This is a genomic window from Ruminococcus sp. zg-924, assembly GCF_024433635.1.
GTDB lineage: Bacteria > Bacillota > Clostridia > Oscillospirales > Acutalibacteraceae > UBA7067.
In genome coordinates, this window is the sequence record NZ_WNJZ01000007.1 from 67,430 (window position 1) to 83,527 (window position 16,098).

A 16,098-nucleotide genomic window follows, 5' to 3' on the forward strand; every position below is an offset into this window, starting at 1 on the left:
TGTGTATAAGTGCCAATGGCTATCAACATATTGTATATATATATGCAAAATATCCGCCGTAACATACAATACGGCGGATACTCTCATCTTGCATTACTGTATTTTACTTGAATTCAGGCATAATCTTCTGCACCTTGCTGAGCAGTCCGATTCTCGGCTTGTCCGGGTCGGGAAGCTGAGGAAAGTCATAAGCAGGAAAGTCATTGCCCTCTACAATAGCCGGTCCGTTCTCGGTAAAGCAAACGTCCCAGCCGACATATTTAATTTCAGGTACTACCATAGCAGCCTTCTTAACAAGCTGCTTTATCTCATCACAGAATGGCAGCTTATAGCCGATGAACTCAATTCCGGTGTATGGGTGAGCGTCATAATTTACCAGAGCAGAGGTGTGCCCCTGACCGTTTACAACACCCTTGTCAAGGTCAAAACTGCAGGCAAGACCGCCGTTTTCAAGGTTGTCAACAAACTTTCCGTTGTTGCCCATTTTGAATACGGCATAGAGAATATGCGGCTGTCCGTTGTGAACCATTGTTACGATTCTCAGGCAGTTTAATGAGCACGGGTAAATCTTGGCCGCCTGCGGATGCTGAACTATTACTTCTTCAATTACGCCGAAGTTCTTTTCCTTGCTCGTTACATATTCATACAGCGCTTTAGTGTCTGCAAAGTCTGATACCTTGATTTTTTCAATGCCCTTGCCGCTTTCGCCTATATACGGCTTTGCAAAGAAATATTCCTTGCCCTGAACAAAGGCTTCAAACTCGCTGTATCCAATGTCGGCAAGGTCAATTACCTCTCTGCCCAGGAATTCCTTGAAGCGCTTGTCGAATACATTCTTACGGTCGAAAATATATGAGTAATTCTCGTCGTTTAAAAGGGTGATAAGCTTCTTGTTTTTTACCCTTGTCATATAGGTTTTTCTCTGCTTTGCGTTCATATTATAGAACTCAAATATAAGGTAATCGTAGTAGCCTGCGCCGTATCTGAGAGAGCACTGCGCAATGTCAAACAAAGCAGCTATTTTGTTTTTACCGCTTTTTTCGTGAACTCTGTCAATACATTCTTTCATTTTACCAAAGGTAGCGCCGCCGAGCATTCTTGTAATATCCTTTAAACCCATTTCACTCATCCTTTACAAAACATAAAAACAGGGAGCCGCAGCACGGCAAATAAATGCCGAACCTGTTTAAGCGTATAACCAAGCTTAAACAGCCGTTGTGTTTCAGCCACAGCCCCCACGATATTTTTAATTACTTACTTAAGGCAGTCTGCAATCGACTTCTTAAGTATTTCAAGACCCTCAAGCAGTATTTCGTCCTCAATAACAAGAGGAGGCATAAGCTTAACAACCGAGTTCTTTCTGCCCGCACCTTCGATAACGAGCTTGTTCTTAAAGCAAGTGTCAATAACCCTTTCGCTGAGAGTGTCATCACCCAAGCCGGCAAACTCAATGCCCCAGATAAGCCCCATACCTCTGTATTCAAGGCGACTGTCGAGCGGAAGAATCTCTTTTTCAATAAAGCTTTTAACAATCTCGCCCTTGCGCTTTGTTTCGGCTTCAATATTATTTTCAATCATATATTCAAGTCCTGCCTTAGCAGCAACAAATGAAAGTTGGTTGCCTCTGAATGTGCCGTTATGCTCGCCGGGCTTCCATAAGTCCATATCCGGATTAAGCAGGGCAATAGCCATCGGCATACCGTAGCCGCCGATTGACTTTGACATTGTAACAATGTCAGGCTTGATTCCTGCACGCTCAAAAGAGAAGAAGCTACCGCTGCGGCAGCAGCCAACCTGAACCTCATCACAAACAAGAACAATGCCGTATTTGTCACAAAGCTCACGGCAGCGTTTAAGCCATTCGTTGCTCAGAACCATAACACCGCCCTCAGCCTGTATTGTTTCAATGAAAATAGCTGCCGGCGTTTCAACGCCGGAATGGTCATCTGTTATAAGGCGTTCCATATATTCAATAGTGTCAAGCTGCGGGAACATATATGGAGCAGGAATATGTGTAACATCGTGCAACGGAACCCCTGCACCCTTGCGGTCTGTTTCGTCTGTTGTAAGCGCAAGTGAGCCGAGCGTCATACCGTGAAATGCACCCATAAGAGCGAACACATTTGTTCTGCCCGTAACCTTGCGTGCAAGCTTGAGAGCAGCCTCGTTTGCGTTTGTGCCGGTAGGACCACAGAACTGAATCTTGTAATTATAGCCTCTTGGCTTGAGCACCTTTTCCTCAAAGGTTTCGATAAACTCTCTTTTCGGTACGGTATACATATCAAGAGCATGAAGTATGCCGTCGTTGCTCAAATAATCAATCAGCTCAGCCTTAATTGTTTCGTTGTTGTGGCCGTAGTTTACTGCGCCTGCTCCGCAGAAGAAATCAATGTATCTTTCACCAATTTCGTCAGTAAATTCAGCGCCCTTTGCCTTTACAAAAACAGTGGGGAAATGTCTGCAATATGACCTGACTTCGGATTCATACACTTCAAAAGGTTTTGTATTCAAGGCTTTACGCTCCTTTGTTTTTCTTATAATATACAGTTTATATTCCGCTATGCACATTTTACATTCTTCTTGCATTTTAGTCAAGCGTTAGAAGCCCAAAACAACAAATAATATAAGGGTTTGTTTGAAAAATCAAAACAACTGTTTAATTCTACTAATACTCTTTATTGCTTTGTCAAAACCGGATGAAATATGAAGCCCGTTTTTTGTTTTTACTTAAAAGCATTTCGCCATAGCATATGCCGAGGATTTTGGGTTTTTATTGATTTATTGTAAAATTCTTGTATTGATATTATTGTCAATCAAACTATGCTGTGGTATAATTTTTGTGTTTAAACTGTAAATTAAATTGAAAATAATAATCGAGGAGGCTATCCGTGAAGAGCGTAAAGAGAATTATATCGCTTGTGCTTTGTACCGCAGTATCACTTACGTTTTCCTCCTGCTTTTCCGAGAGAAGTATCAGCGAGCTTGAGGACACTGCACGCAGTGCCGTAGAAGGCTTATATATGCCTAAAATTGAGGCACCTTCCCTAATTCAGATTGACGAAGATGCCTATGCAGGCGACTTCTCCTCAATAGAAGAGATAAATGCCGACAGCAAGAATTACACAAAGCTTGATATTACAGCCGGCTTCGATGCGCTTAATAACGACGCACAGCGCAGCCTGTATAAGCGAATGGCGGTTGATTCTTATGTAGTAGGCAGCAACAAATCCGATTCCGGTCTTTATTATGTAGATAAAATCTATATCAACGAGCCTATCAGCGAAATGGATATCAGGGTTGCTATGTCGGCATTTAAAAATGATTTCCCCGAGGTCTTTTGGTTGTCAAACCGCTTTTCATACATCAGCTCCGATGTTGTAGAGATTCAGTTGTATTCGGTTATTTCGCCGAAAGAAATAAATGAGAAAAGCGAGGAGCTTATAACAGCTATAAGCAAATTTATCGGGCAAATTCCTGCAGGGCTAAGTGAATTTGAACGTGAGCTTAAAATTCATGATTTACTTTTGAGCAGCTGCACATATAATGATAAGGTTGAATCAACAAGTGAGGACTGGATGCCGTTTTCAATTTACGGCGCTATGGTTAACGGCAGTGCTGTATGCGAGGGATACAGTAAGGCGATGCAGTATCTTCTGAATGTTTTCGGCATTGAGTGCAATACAATAAGCGGCACCGGCAACGGTAGCCTTCACCAGTGGAACACAGTAAAAATTGACGGCGAGTGGTACCACCTTGACGCAACGTGGAACGACACAACTGACAACAGAATTTTTTACGATTATTTCAACGTGAGTGACGAGGCTGTTTCATATGACCATCAGATTGCTAAGCTGTATACACAGATGAGCGAAAAGGAAATTTGCGGCAGTGAAGGCGACGGCAGTGATTCACAGATTTTCAACATATTTGTTCCTAAGTGCTTATCGTCTGATGCGAATTTCTACACAAGAAACTCGGTGCTGTTTGACGGAATAAATGATGAGTGTACTGCGAGAATTGAAACACAGCTAAGGTATTGCGCCCAAAACGGCATTAACACAATATATATTGCGGTTGACGACAGTCTTGATTACAACGAGGCTGTAAATATGTTGTTTTATGATAATCCGTACCAATTCTTCAAATATATAGAGGATGTTAATTACAGCCTTGGCGGTGTCATAAACGATGAAGAGGTTTCAGTTTTAAAACGTGAAAGACAGTCTGTTATTGAAGTATATTTTAAGTATAGATAAATTAACCGTTAGGTGAAATAAGCTGACCATTCAGCTATGAAAGGATGAAGCAGATGAAAAAATACGATTCTCAGCTATTTGAGCTTGTTGAGAAAAAGGAGCTTGCAAAGGGAATTTTTGATTTTAAGCTTAAAAATCCTGAGCTTGCAAAAATTACTAAGCCGGGGCAATTTGTTCATATTGCAGTACCGGGCAAAACTCTGCGCCGACCAATTTCTGTGTGTGATGTTTTGGATGACTGCATCAGAATAGTGTTTCGCATAAAAGGCGAGGGTACAGAGATTTTGTCACAGGCAAAGCTTGGCGATAAGCTTGATGTTATCGCTCCGCTGGGACACGGTTTTAATATTGAAAAGGGTAAGACCTACGCATTTATCGGCGGAGGTATCGGCACACCGCCAATGCTTTACAGCGCAAAGCAAGCGGACAGGTCATATGCAATACTCGGCTTTGCCAATAAGGACGCCGTTATTTTGTGCGACGATTTCAAGGCGGCAGGCTGTGAAACTATTGTTACAACAGATGACGGCAGCTTTGGAATTCACGGCTTTGTAACCGATGCGCTCAAGGAAATAATAGACAAGGTTGACGAGGTTTGCGCTTGCGGACCCACTCCAATGCTCAGGGCTGTTGCGGCTTTGTGTAAGGAAAACGGCAAACCGTGTCAGGTATCATTGGAGGAGAGAATGGGCTGCGGAATCGGAGCATGCCTTGTGTGTGCCTGCAAGACAAAGAGCAGTGAAGGGGAAGAGGAGTACACACATGTGTGCAAAAAAGGCCCTGTATTTAATGCAGAGGAGGTAGTCTGGAATGGCTGATTTATCACTGAATATTTGCGGAGTTAAGCTTAATAATCCGCTTATAGCGGCATCGGGAACCTTCGGCTTCGGGCGTGAATACAGCGAGTTTTATCCGCTTGAATATCTTGGAGGAATTTCCTGCAAGGGCATTACACTTGCGCCCAGGCTCGGCAATCCGCCGCCGAGAATAGCCGAGTGCAGCTCTGGCATACTGAATTCGGTAGGTCTGCAAAATCCCGGAGTTGATCATTTTATTAAAGAGGACTTGCCTTGGCTTTCACAGCAGAATACAGCTGTTATAGCAAACATAGCAGGCAATACCGTTGATGACTACTGCCAAATGGCAGAGAAGCTCTCGGACAGCTCAGTTGATATGATAGAGATGAATATTTCCTGCCCGAATGTAAAGCACGGCGGGGTGGCTTTCGGAACGTCCTGTGCGTCTGTCGGCAGTATAACAAAAGCTGTAAGAGCACACTGTAAAAAACCGCTTATCGTAAAGCTTTCGCCAAATGTTGCAGATATAGCCGAGATAGCCAAAAGCGCCGAGGCTGAGGGTGCTGACGCAGTATCTCTGATTAATACGCTTACGGGAATGAGAATTGACATTGACACCGCACGACCGATTCTGAGAAACAATACAGGCGGAATGAGCGGTGCGGCTGTTTTCCCTGTTGCGGTGAGAATGGTGTGGCAGGTTAAAAATGCAGTTAAAATACCTGTTATCGGTATGGGCGGCATAACAACATGGCAGGACGCTGTGGAAATGCTGATTGCCGGTGCAGACGCTCTGCAAATCGGAACTGTATTTTTCAATGACCCGTATGCTCCTATAAAGATATGCAAGGGTCTTAACGATTTCCTCAACAAAAAGGGAATGAAAAGTGTAACCGAGCTTACAGCAACAATTAAACCTTGGTAATTAACAAGGTTATAAAATCACTTTGAGGCACACACCGTGGCTTGATTATTATATACGCAAAAGAAAAATGAGGTGTAAATTTGGAGATTTTAGAACAAATCGTCAATGTAGTTGACGATTTTATGTGGGGCTGGCCGATGATAATTCTTCTGCTTGGAACGCATATATTTATGACAATCAGAACAGGTGTTATTCAGCGTAACCTCCCGAAGGCTATCAAGCTTTCGGTAACAAAGGATCCTGATTCATCAGGCGATGTTAGTCAATTTCAAGCATTGACAACTGCACTTGCTTCAACAATCGGAACAGGCAATATCATCGGCGTAGGTACGGCAATAGCGCTTGGCGGCTTTGGCGCAGTGTTCTGGTGTTGGATTACCGGTGTTCTCGGTATAGCTACAAAATATGCTGAGTCTTTTATCGGCGTTAAGTATAGGGTAAAAACAAAGGACGGTTCAATGGTTGGCGGCGCAATGTATGCGCTTGAAAGAGGCCTTAATATGAAGTGGCTTGGCATTATTTTTGCTGTGCTTGCCGCTTTGGCTGCTTTTGGTATAGGCAATGGCGTTCAGATAAACGCTATTTCAAGTATTCTGACCGATACTTTTGATGCAAATAAAGCTCTCAATCTTAATCTGTTTGGTCTTCCTTTGCCGGTAATTCCGCTTGTGTGCGGTTTGGCTGCTGCACTGCTTACCGGTATTGTGCTTTTCGGCGGTGTAAAGTCGATATCAAGAGTTTGTGAAAAGCTTGTTCCGCTTATGGCTGTTCTGTATGTAGGCGGCTGTGTTTACATACTCTGCTATAACTGGCAGTATATTGGTCAGGCAATTCAGGCTATTATGACAGAAGCCTTTTCGCTCAAGTCCGTTGCAGGCGGCTTTATGGGAACTGCACTTATGATGGGCTGCAGATACGGTATTGCAAGAGGTCTGTTCTCAAACGAATCCGGTATGGGTTCTGCTCCTATTGTTGCAGCGGCTGCAAAAACAAGAAATCCGGTAAGACAGGCTCTTGTTTCTTCAACGGGAACATTCTGGGATACAGTTGTTGTTTGCCTTATGACAGGCCTTGTAATAGTAAGCAGCTGTATTGCCAACCCTGCTATTGACACAGTGCAGATTGACGGGGCAAGCTTGACAAATGCGGCGTTTGCTCAGATTCCTTATGTTGGTCCTGTTATTATCGTAGTAGGAATAGTTACCTTTGCATATTCGACAATCCTCGGATGGTCATATTATGCTGAGCGCTGTATTGTTTATCTGTTCGGTTTGAAGGCTCTTCCGGTTTACAGGGTTGTATGGCTTGTTGTGCTTGCAATTGCTCCGCTTCTTGCTGTGAACATAGTTTGGAGCATTGCAGACGTTCTTAACGCTTGTATGGCTCTGCCGAATATCTTTGCGGTTTGGATGCTGTCCGGTGATATGAGGAAAGACACGAAGTATTATCTCAAACACTTAGATGAATACGACAAAACGCCTATTCCTGTGGTTGATAAATAAATCAAATATAAAATAAAAAGGGACAACCAATCGGCTGTCCCAATTTTTTTGGATATGTATCCATATTACTCCTGAGCAGGAGCGCCTACAGGGCATGTGTCTGCGCATGAGCCGCACTCTGTGCAAGCGTCAGCGTCGATAACATACTTGCCGTCACCCTCTGAAATAGCACCAACAGGGCACTCAGCCTCGCATGCGCCGCAAGCAATACAATCATCACTAATAATATATGCCATTGTGAATAGCACCTCCTTATCTTTGTATATATAATTGTATCATTCTTTTTTCAAAAATCAACAGTTTTTAAGAAAAAAACAAAAAATCCATAGCCAATTATGTCAAAATTAAGTAAAATATTATATAAATTTGACATAATTGATAATAAGAATCGTCAACTTAAGCAGAAAGATTGAAACATTTTTGCAGGGAACATTCTTGACCGTTATGCGGGTTTTCTGCGTTTTAGAAAGCTCTACAAAACGAAGATAAAATAAAAGTCAAAAAAGTCAAAAGTAATAGTAAAAGTAAGTATAAGTTAGAAAACAAGAGTAAACACCTTAAAACAGGTGAAAAATAGGCAAAAACTGAGTTTGACTATCTTTGACCTAATGCGTATAATATAGTCACAAGGTCAAAGAAAGTCAAAGACAAAAATGAAAAATCAAATTTAACTTTTAATTTCGACTGCTTTTATAAAACATATAAGCTACAATCGGAGGTGACGATATGAGAATATCAGACATAGTAGCAAGCTATATTTTAAATATGCTTGATGAAAGCGACGGTAACGCCGAAATACGCAGGAACGAGCTTGCAGATTCAATCGGCTGTGTACCGAGTCAGATTAACTATGTGCTTACCTCACGCTTTACACCTGAGCAGGGGTATATAGTTGAGAGCAGACGTGGAGGCGGTGGCTTTATAAGAATAACAAGAGTTCACACCGACAAAAACTCCGCATTGATGCACATAGTAAACTCGATTGGCGGAGAGCTTGAGTTTAATGATGCTCGGCTTATGGCAGAAAACCTACGCTGTGCCGGTGCAATAAGTGAGGAATGTGCCGCACTTATCAATGCGGCATCGGCGCAGAGGAATTTTGTTGGGCTGCCAAAATCAGCGGCAAACGCAATCAGAGCCGCCATAGTCAAGAATATGCTTTTAACTCAGATTTAATGATTAATAATAATTAAAAAAGTGGGAGGAATAATTATGCTATGTCAATCATGCAAAAAGAATGAAGCAACAACACATGTAAAAAAAATCGTCAATGGAAAGATTGAAGAATACGATTTGTGCAGTGAATGTGCTAAAAAGATGGGTTACACAAATATTTTTTCAAGCTTTGAAAACGAATGGAACAGTATGCTTGGCAGCTTCTTCGGCGGCGGTTTGCCGTCAAGAACAAGCGCAACACGCTGCAAGGGCTGCGGCTCTTCATTTGCTGAAATAGCAAAAAGAGGAATGGTAGGCTGCCCTGAGTGTTATGAAACATTCTATGACGAGCTTTTGCCGTCTATCAAAAAAATTCACGGAAACACCCAGCATAACGGCAAGTTTCCTGCAAGCGCAGGCAAGCAGCTTGCAATAGTCAGTGAGCTTGAGTCTATGCAGGAGCAGCTAAACGAGGCAGTTAAAAGACAGGAGTTTGAAAAGGCGGCACAGCTTCGTGATAAGATTAATTCGCTGAAGGGAGGTAATCAGAATGTCTGATATGTGGTATGAAAAAACAGGAGAACAGGGCGGAGTAGTTGTAAGCTCCAGAATTCGCCTTGCCAGAAATATTAAAAGCTATCCGTTTCCGAATAAGGCTTCCCTTGAGCAGAAAAGGGAAATTGCCCAAAAGGTTAAGCTTGCCGTTGAGGAGAGCAATAGCACGCTTGCAAACAGCTTCAGCTTTATCTCAATGGAGGAGCTTAATCAGATTCAAGCCATATCGCTTGTTGAGAAGCATCTGATAAGTCCTGAGTTTGCGTCAGAACGAAAGGGCAGATATCTGATGCTCTCAAATGATGAGTCCATAAGCATAATGATAAACGAGGAGGATCACATCAGAATACAGGTTCTTGGCAGCGGCTTAAGCCTTAACGAGTGCTACGAAACTGCAAACCATCTTGATACTTTGCTTGATAATGCTTTAGGTTTTGCGTTCAATAACAAGCTTGGTTACCTTACACAGTGTCCGACAAACCTTGGTACAGGTATGAGAGCATCACTTATGCTTCACATTCCTGCAACCGAGAAGAACCGTTCAATAAGCCGAATTTCAGGCAATCTTTCAAAGCTTGGAATGGAGCTTAGAGGAACCTTCGGCGAGGGCAGTGATGCAAAGGGGTCGCTGTATCAGTTGTCAAATCAGATAACGCTCGGACTTTCCGAGCACAACGCCATTGAAAACCTTAAGAATATAGCCTCACAGCTTATAGAGCAGGAGAAAAAGACTCTTGATGAAATGTCAAAGACGATTGAAATACAGGACGTTATTGCACGTAGTCTTGCCTTGCTTAAAAGCGCAAGGCTTATGTCAAATGACGAGGCGATGAAGCTTATTTCAAATGTTAGAGTCGGTATGTTTACGAGTCTTATTGAAAACGCAGACTACGCAATGCTCAACCGTTTGAATGAGCAAATTCAGCCGGCAACACTGATGACGGCTGAAGGAAAAGAGCTGACGCCTCAGCAAAGAGATATAAAACGAGCTGAAATCCTAAGCAAAGAATTCAAGGATATTTAGCCGCAAGGAAGAATTTAAACCATAATATTTGAAAGCATATTTCATTGCGACAGCTATTTCATTGATTTTGGGAGGTATGTTTTATGTATAACTTCAAAGGCTTTACACAAAAGGCAAATGATGCGCTCAATCTTGCCATTGAAAAGGCAGAGCAGCTTGGCCACACATATATTGGTACGGAGCACGTTTTGTTGGGACTTTTAGGTTCAGAAAACAGCGTTGCCGCCACTGTGCTTGAGTCGTCAGGGGTTAATGCACAGGCGGTTGTAAATCAAATTAAGGCCCAGATAGGTTCCGGGTCAAAAACAACCCTAACACCGTCCGACTTCACTCCGAGGACAAAAAGGGTTGTTCAGGGCGCAATAACAGTTGCCGCACGCTATGGACATAACTATGTCGGCAGTGAGCATTTGCTTATTGCCTTACTGTCTGAGGATGACAGCTACGCCGTGCACTTTATCTACGGATGCGGCGCAAGACCAAATGAGGTTTTGCAGAGCTTGGCTTCACAGCTTAATTCAGCAGGCGACAACGCCGAGCAGAGCAACTATTCCGGCTATGACAGAGGTGCAAAAGCAGGCGGCAAGAACGGCACAAAAACGCTTGAAAAATTCGGTGAGGATTTAACCGAAAAGGCGAAAAAGGGCGGCATAGACCCGGTAATAGGCCGTGAGGAAGAGATAAACCGTGTTATTCAGATCTTGTCAAGAAGAACAAAAAATAACCCTTGTCTTATTGGTGAACCCGGCGTCGGCAAAACAGCAGTAGCAGAAGGCCTTGCACTGAGAATTGCAAACGGCGATGTTCCCGATTTGCTCAAAAACAAAAGAGTTTTTGCTCTTGATTTAACAGGTATGGTTGCAGGCTCTAAGTACAGAGGTGACTTTGAGGAACGCATAAAGGCGGCAATGGATGAGGTTAAGAATGACGGTAATATCATTCTTTTCATTGACGAGCTTCACACCATTATAGGCGCAGGCAGCGCCGAGGGCAGTGCTGATGCAGCCAATATTCTTAAGCCTGCGCTTGCAAGAGGCGATTTGCAGGTTATCGGCGCAACTACAATCAACGAATACAGAAAGCACATTGAAAAGGATGCGGCGCTTGAAAGACGTTTTCAGCCTGTAACAGTCGGCGAGCCGTCAACCGATGAAACAATTCAGATTCTAAAGGGCTTGCGTGACCGCTACGAGGCTCACCACAAGGTTTCTATTCCTGACGAGGCAATAGAAGCCGCTGTTGACCTCTCTTCAAGATATATTACCGACCGTTTCTTGCCGGATAAGGCTATCGACCTTATCGACGAGGCGGCGTCAAAGGTGCGCCTTAGCGCTCATACACAGCCGACAAGCATTAAGGAGCTTGAGGACAGGATAAACAGACTTGAGCAAGAGAAATCTGCCGCAATAAATGCTCAGAAATTTGAGCAGGCGGCAAAGCTGCGTGATGAGCAGAACGAGGTAAAGTCACAGCTTGAGAAGGCAAAGGACGAGTGGAAACAGAACACCGACAATTCCTCCGGAACTGTTAGCGAGGATGACATTGCAAACATCGTATCGCAGTGGACAGGAATTCCGGTATCAAAGCTTACGCAGGAGGAAAGCCAAAAGCTTCTTAATATGGAGGAACTGCTCCATAAGAGAGTTGTCGGCCAGAACGAGGCAGTTGACAGTGTTGCAAGGGCAATCCGCCGTGGCAGAGTTGGACTTAAGGACCCAAAAAGACCACAGGGCTCGTTCATTTTCTTAGGACCGACAGGCGTTGGCAAAACAGAGCTTTGCAAGGCGCTTGCCGAGGCGGTGTTCGGTGATGAAAACGCAATGATCAGGCTTGATATGTCCGAGTATATGGAAAAGCACACGGTATCAAAGCTTGTTGGCTCGCCTCCGGGATATGTGGGATATGATGAGGGCGGTCAGCTTACTGATAGAGTAAGAAGTCATCCGTACTCGGTTGTGCTGTTTGATGAAATTGAAAAGGCTCACCCCGATGTGTTCAATATGCTCCTCCAGATTCTTGAGGACGGCAGACTTACCGACTCACAGGGCAGGGTTGTTGACTTCAAGAACACGGTTATCATTATGACTTCAAATGTTGGCGCAAGGCTTATCACAGACGCTGAAAACGGTAAGCTGGGATTTGCCTTTGAGGATAAAAACAGCGATAATAAATCCGAAAGGGAAAATTCCGATGTGAAAGAACTTGTTATGAGTGAGCTTAAGAAGGTTTTTCGTCCGGAGTTTTTAAACAGAGTTGACGATATTATTGTATTCAATAAGCTTACAGAAAGCGAAATTGAACAGATAGCCGAAAAGATGCTTGAAAACCTCAAGTCACGGCTTAAGACGCTTAATATTGATATGGAGTTTACCAAAGGTGCAGTTTCAGCGATTGCAAAGGCAGGGTATGACCCGGTATACGGTGCAAGACCGCTTCGCCGTGCAATCCGTCAGCAGATTGAGGATGAGCTTTCACAGCAGATTCTCGAAGAGAAAATTAAAGGTGGCAACAGTGTAAAGTGCGACTACAAGGACAACGCTTTTACTTTTTGTCAGACCTGCGAGGTGAATAATTAATAAAAGCTTAAAATACTCTATATTTTCTTTACGATAAACCAAATCGGCGTTTCTCAATTACAAAGCAAAAGCTTCATAAAAAAACAGCTATGCTGAACGGGGCGTGTTAACTTAACTGCCTGTTTAGCATAGCTCTTTTATTTGTAAAATTATATCAGAATAATGAGTTCAGCCAAGATTCAAGTGAACCTAAAATAATGTCGGCGGCGCTTGTTGTTTTTACAATAAGTGTGTTATCACTTGCTTGAGCCTTGGTAACAGCTAAATTAATGTCCTGTCCCAAAAGCTCAAAGCTGTAAGAGGCATTTAAATATATGCTGTTGCCTTTGCGTTCCAAAAATCCTGAATTTTTCGCAAAGCTGTCGTCATTGAATATGCAGTCAAGAGCCAGCCACCTTGGCAAGGGCAGTGCGCCGAGCTTTGCGGACTTAAGCTTAAGCTCAATCTTGTCGTCAACAATAGAGGGACTTATTTCAAACTCACCGGATATTTCGTAGGTTTGACTGTCCTTTTCTACCATAGCGTAAATCTCACAGGGCTTGTCGTTGTGAATGAAGAAAGCAATATCTTTTATCGGAAGCGGCTCTTCACCGTTTTGCTCTTTTACGTTATTTGCCTGTTCAATCAAATATACGGCAAACGAACTAAGCTCGCCGCTTGAAATTTCAGCGTCGTTATCATATATTGCGGATTTTACAAGAGTATATAGTGCGTCGTTGTTGGGTGTTGCGGTGAATTTATCGCTGTTGGGTGTTTGCAAAATAAGTATAAACACCACTGCGGCGGACAATGCAAGAAGAATAAGTATGGAAGCGATTACAATAATTGTATTTCGCAATGCATTGCCTTTTCTTTTGCTTTGAGCTTGTGTTGTTATAGTGCCGTAGTTATCATTATAGCTCTCAATTGGCAGGCTTTTATTACCCATCAAATTACCTCCCATTATTTTAGTGTTGCAATAGTAACGCCGCTTTCGCCCTCGCCGAATACTCCCAATCGGAAGGTCTTAACAGCTTTGCAGGTTTTTAAGAAGCTTTGCACCTCTCTTCTGAGTACGCCCGTACCCTTGCCGTGAATTATTGTAATTTGATTTATTCCGGACAGTACAGCTGAGTCAATAGCACTCTCCAAATCCATTATCGCCTCTGTCGCCGTCATTCCTCTCAAGTCAACCTCTGTCACAGCCTTTATGTCGGTCTGTTTTGTAACTGTACGGGTACCGCCGTGTGACTTCGGCTTTTGCGGCTTTGGGGCGTCTATCAGCCTTAAATTGCTTATGGAGGCTCTTGTCTTGATAATTCCTGCCTGAACAAGTACCGTTTTACCATCAGGGTTAATTTCAAGCACAGTCGCTTTCTTGTCAATATCGAATAACAAAACAGAGTCGCCAACCTTCAGCTTTCTCGGCAGCTTATAGTCGCCCGGTTTTACCTTTTCAACCGGGTCGGCTGTGTTCTCAATATTTCTTATTTCCTGGCGGAGCCTTGCCTTGTCCTCGGCAGAAAGCTTTTGTTCCTTCTGCACCTTTTCAACACTGTCCATAACATCAAGCGCAGCGGCTCTTGTTTTGGCTACAATTCTTGCAGCCTCCTCCTTGGCTCGCTGAATTTCAGCCTCATTTTGCTGCTTAACTCTCTGGACTTTTTCCTCGGCTTCTTCAAGAGATTTTTTGGCTGAGAGAGTTTTCTCCTGCGCTTCTTTAAGCTGTTCTTCAAGCGCCTGCCGCTTTTTCTCAAGATTTCGCACAACGCTCTCAAACTTTCTGTCCTCACGGGAAACAAGCTTTTTTGAACGGCTGATGATATCCTCGTCAATTCCGAGCTTCTGCGATATGGCAAAGGCATTTGAACGTCCCGGGACGCCTATTGACAGCTTGTAGGTCGGTCTGAGCGTTGCAACGTCAAATTCACAGCAGGCGTTTTCAACTCCGGCTGTGTTGAGCGCATATGCTTTTAATTCAGCATAGTGAGTGGTTGCCGCTGTTATTGTGCCGAGCAAACTTAGTCTTTCGAGTATAGCCGTTGCAAGCGCCGCACCCTCAACAGGGTCTGTACCTGCGCCAAGCTCGTCTATCAGAGCAAGGCTTTTGTTGTTGGCAATTTTTAGTATGCTCGAAATATTTGTCATATGTGCAGAGAAGGTGGAAAGGCTCTGTTCAATGCTCTGTTCATCGCCGATGTCTGCAAGCACATTGTCAAATACGGAAATTCTGCTGTTGTCGCTTGCGGGAATCATCATTCCGCACATAGCCATCAGCGTAAGAAGTCCTATTGTCTTTAGCGTTACAGTCTTGCCGCCGGTGTTCGGTCCTGTTATCACAAGTGTGGAAAAGTCACTGCCGAGCCGCACATCGACGGGAACTACTTTGTTTTTGTCAATAAGCGGATGTCGAGCCTTTTTCAACTCAATTATGCCGTCGTCATTCATCAGCGGAATAGAAGCCTTCATTTTATATGCAAGCGAAGCCTTTGCAAAGATTAAGTCGAGTTGAGTTAGGTACTCGTAATTGTCCGAAATCTGCCTTGCAAAGCTGCCTACGCTTGCAGACAGCTCAAACAGTATTTTCTCAATCTCGGCTTCTTCCTTTGACTGCAAAACCTTTATATCATTGTTCGCTTCAACCACGCCCATAGGTTCTACAAAGATAGTTGAACCGCTTGCTGAGGTATCGTGAACAAGTCCGCTTATACTGCCTCGACATTCCGCTTTAACAGGTACAACATAACGTCCGTCACGCATTGTCACAATGGCGTCCTGCAAATATTTTTTGTATGTGGCTGAATGGACAATCTTGTTAAGTACATCTCTCGCCTTTTGCGATGCGTTTTTTATTTTTCTGCGAATTTCGGATAGGGCAGGGGAAGCCTTGTCCGACATTTCATCATCAGAGATTATTGCTCCGGTTATTTCGTCTTCAAGATACTTGTTCGGAATAAGAGCCTGAAATCGGTTGTCAAGCACACTTTGAACAGAAGCGCATTTTTCTCTCCATTGTCTTACTCCTCTGACTATACGCAAAACCTCCGCAACACGCAAAAGCTCGCTCATTGAAAGCATACCGCCCGCTGCGGCTCTTGCAAGGCAACCGGAAATGTTCTTTATACTGCCGAATGACGGCGCACCAAAGCGACCGCTTAAAATATATGCGTCCTCGGTTTCCTTTAAATTTGCCAGAACTTGCTGTAAGTTGTTTTGAGGTCTGAGCGACAAAGCAAGCTCCTTAGACTCCTCAAAGGAGGCTTCAGATGCAAGCATATTTAAAATTTTATCAAGCTCAAGTGTTTTAAGGTGTCTGTTCATTTTCTTCT

The 16,098-nt window shown here is 43.5% G+C and carries 13 protein-coding genes; 8 read left to right on the plus strand and 5 right to left on the minus strand.

The window, feature by feature from the left end; translation table 11 throughout:
• Positions 1-103 precede the first annotated feature (103 nt).
• Together GMA13_RS04660 and GMA13_RS04665 are read right to left on the minus strand one after the other, a co-directional pair.
• A complete protein-coding gene (locus GMA13_RS04660) occupies positions 104-1,120 on the minus strand; it encodes a sugar-transfer associated ATP-grasp domain-containing protein (RefSeq protein ID WP_255882990.1) in 1,017 nt (338 codons plus the stop codon).
• 134 nt (positions 1,121-1,254) lie between these two features.
• Complete coding sequence (locus tag GMA13_RS04665) at positions 1,255-2,511, minus strand: aspartate aminotransferase family protein (protein ID WP_255882991.1); 1,257 nt, start codon at positions 2,509-2,511, stop codon at positions 1,255-1,257.
• 377 nt (positions 2,512-2,888) lie between these two features.
• On the opposite strand from GMA13_RS04665, the gene GMA13_RS04670 reads away from it, so the two are divergent.
• The 4 genes from GMA13_RS04670 to GMA13_RS04685 all read left to right on the plus strand — a co-directional run bounded on the left by GMA13_RS04670 (position 2,889) and on the right by GMA13_RS04685 (position 7,480).
• The gene (locus GMA13_RS04670; RefSeq protein ID WP_255882993.1) at positions 2,889-4,256 is read left to right on the plus strand and encodes a transglutaminase domain-containing protein; all 1,368 of its coding nucleotides are present in this window, start codon (positions 2,889-2,891) and stop codon (positions 4,254-4,256) included.
• A 53-nt stretch (positions 4,257-4,309) separates the two neighbouring features.
• Complete coding sequence (locus GMA13_RS04675) at positions 4,310-5,074, plus strand: dihydroorotate dehydrogenase electron transfer subunit (protein WP_255882994.1); 765 nt, start codon at positions 4,310-4,312, stop codon at positions 5,072-5,074.
• A complete protein-coding gene (locus GMA13_RS04680; protein ID WP_255882995.1) occupies positions 5,067-5,978 on the plus strand; it encodes a dihydroorotate dehydrogenase in 912 nt (303 codons plus the stop codon). Before GMA13_RS04675 ends, GMA13_RS04680 begins: the two co-directional genes overlap by 8 nt.
• Positions 5,979-6,058: 80 nt before the next feature.
• Positions 6,059-7,480: a sodium:alanine symporter family protein gene (locus GMA13_RS04685; protein ID WP_255882996.1), complete on the plus strand. Its 1,422-nt coding sequence runs from the start codon at positions 6,059-6,061 to the stop codon at positions 7,478-7,480.
• A 65-nt stretch (positions 7,481-7,545) separates the two neighbouring features.
• On the opposite strand, the gene GMA13_RS04690 is transcribed toward GMA13_RS04685, so the two are convergent.
• Entirely contained in the window at positions 7,546-7,716 is a 171-nt protein-coding gene (locus GMA13_RS04690; RefSeq protein WP_255882997.1) for a DUF362 domain-containing protein, read from the minus strand.
• A gap of 490 nt (positions 7,717-8,206) precedes the next feature.
• Between GMA13_RS04690 and GMA13_RS04695 the strand changes: the two genes are divergently transcribed.
• The 4 genes from GMA13_RS04695 (at position 8,207) to GMA13_RS04710 (ending at position 12,790) form a co-directional block, all read left to right on the plus strand.
• On the plus strand, positions 8,207-8,656 hold the full coding sequence (locus tag GMA13_RS04695; RefSeq protein ID WP_255882998.1) for a CtsR family transcriptional regulator: 450 nt from the start codon (positions 8,207-8,209) through the stop codon (positions 8,654-8,656).
• A 36-nt stretch (positions 8,657-8,692) separates the two neighbouring features.
• Positions 8,693-9,193 (plus strand): UvrB/UvrC motif-containing protein, encoded by a 501-nt coding sequence (locus GMA13_RS04700; RefSeq protein WP_255882999.1) that lies wholly within the window; start codon positions 8,693-8,695, stop codon positions 9,191-9,193.
• A complete protein-coding gene (locus tag GMA13_RS04705; RefSeq protein ID WP_255883000.1) occupies positions 9,186-10,214 on the plus strand; it encodes a protein arginine kinase in 1,029 nt (342 codons plus the stop codon). The genes GMA13_RS04700 and GMA13_RS04705 overlap by 8 nt, the downstream gene beginning before the upstream one ends.
• An 83-nt stretch (positions 10,215-10,297) precedes the next feature.
• On the plus strand, positions 10,298-12,790 hold the full coding sequence (locus GMA13_RS04710) for an ATP-dependent Clp protease ATP-binding subunit (RefSeq protein ID WP_255910511.1): 2,493 nt from the start codon (positions 10,298-10,300) through the stop codon (positions 12,788-12,790).
• Positions 12,791-12,944: 154 nt separating this feature from the next.
• Here GMA13_RS04710 and GMA13_RS04715 read toward each other — a convergent pair whose 3' ends face one another.
• Both GMA13_RS04715 and GMA13_RS04720 read right to left on the minus strand, forming a co-directional pair.
• Positions 12,945-13,718: a hypothetical protein gene (locus GMA13_RS04715; RefSeq protein WP_255910513.1), complete on the minus strand. Its 774-nt coding sequence runs from the start codon at positions 13,716-13,718 to the stop codon at positions 12,945-12,947.
• A gap of 14 nt (positions 13,719-13,732) precedes the next feature.
• A complete protein-coding gene (locus tag GMA13_RS04720) occupies positions 13,733-16,090 on the minus strand; it encodes an endonuclease MutS2 (protein WP_255910515.1) in 2,358 nt (785 codons plus the stop codon).
• Positions 16,091-16,098: the final 8 nt, after the last annotated feature.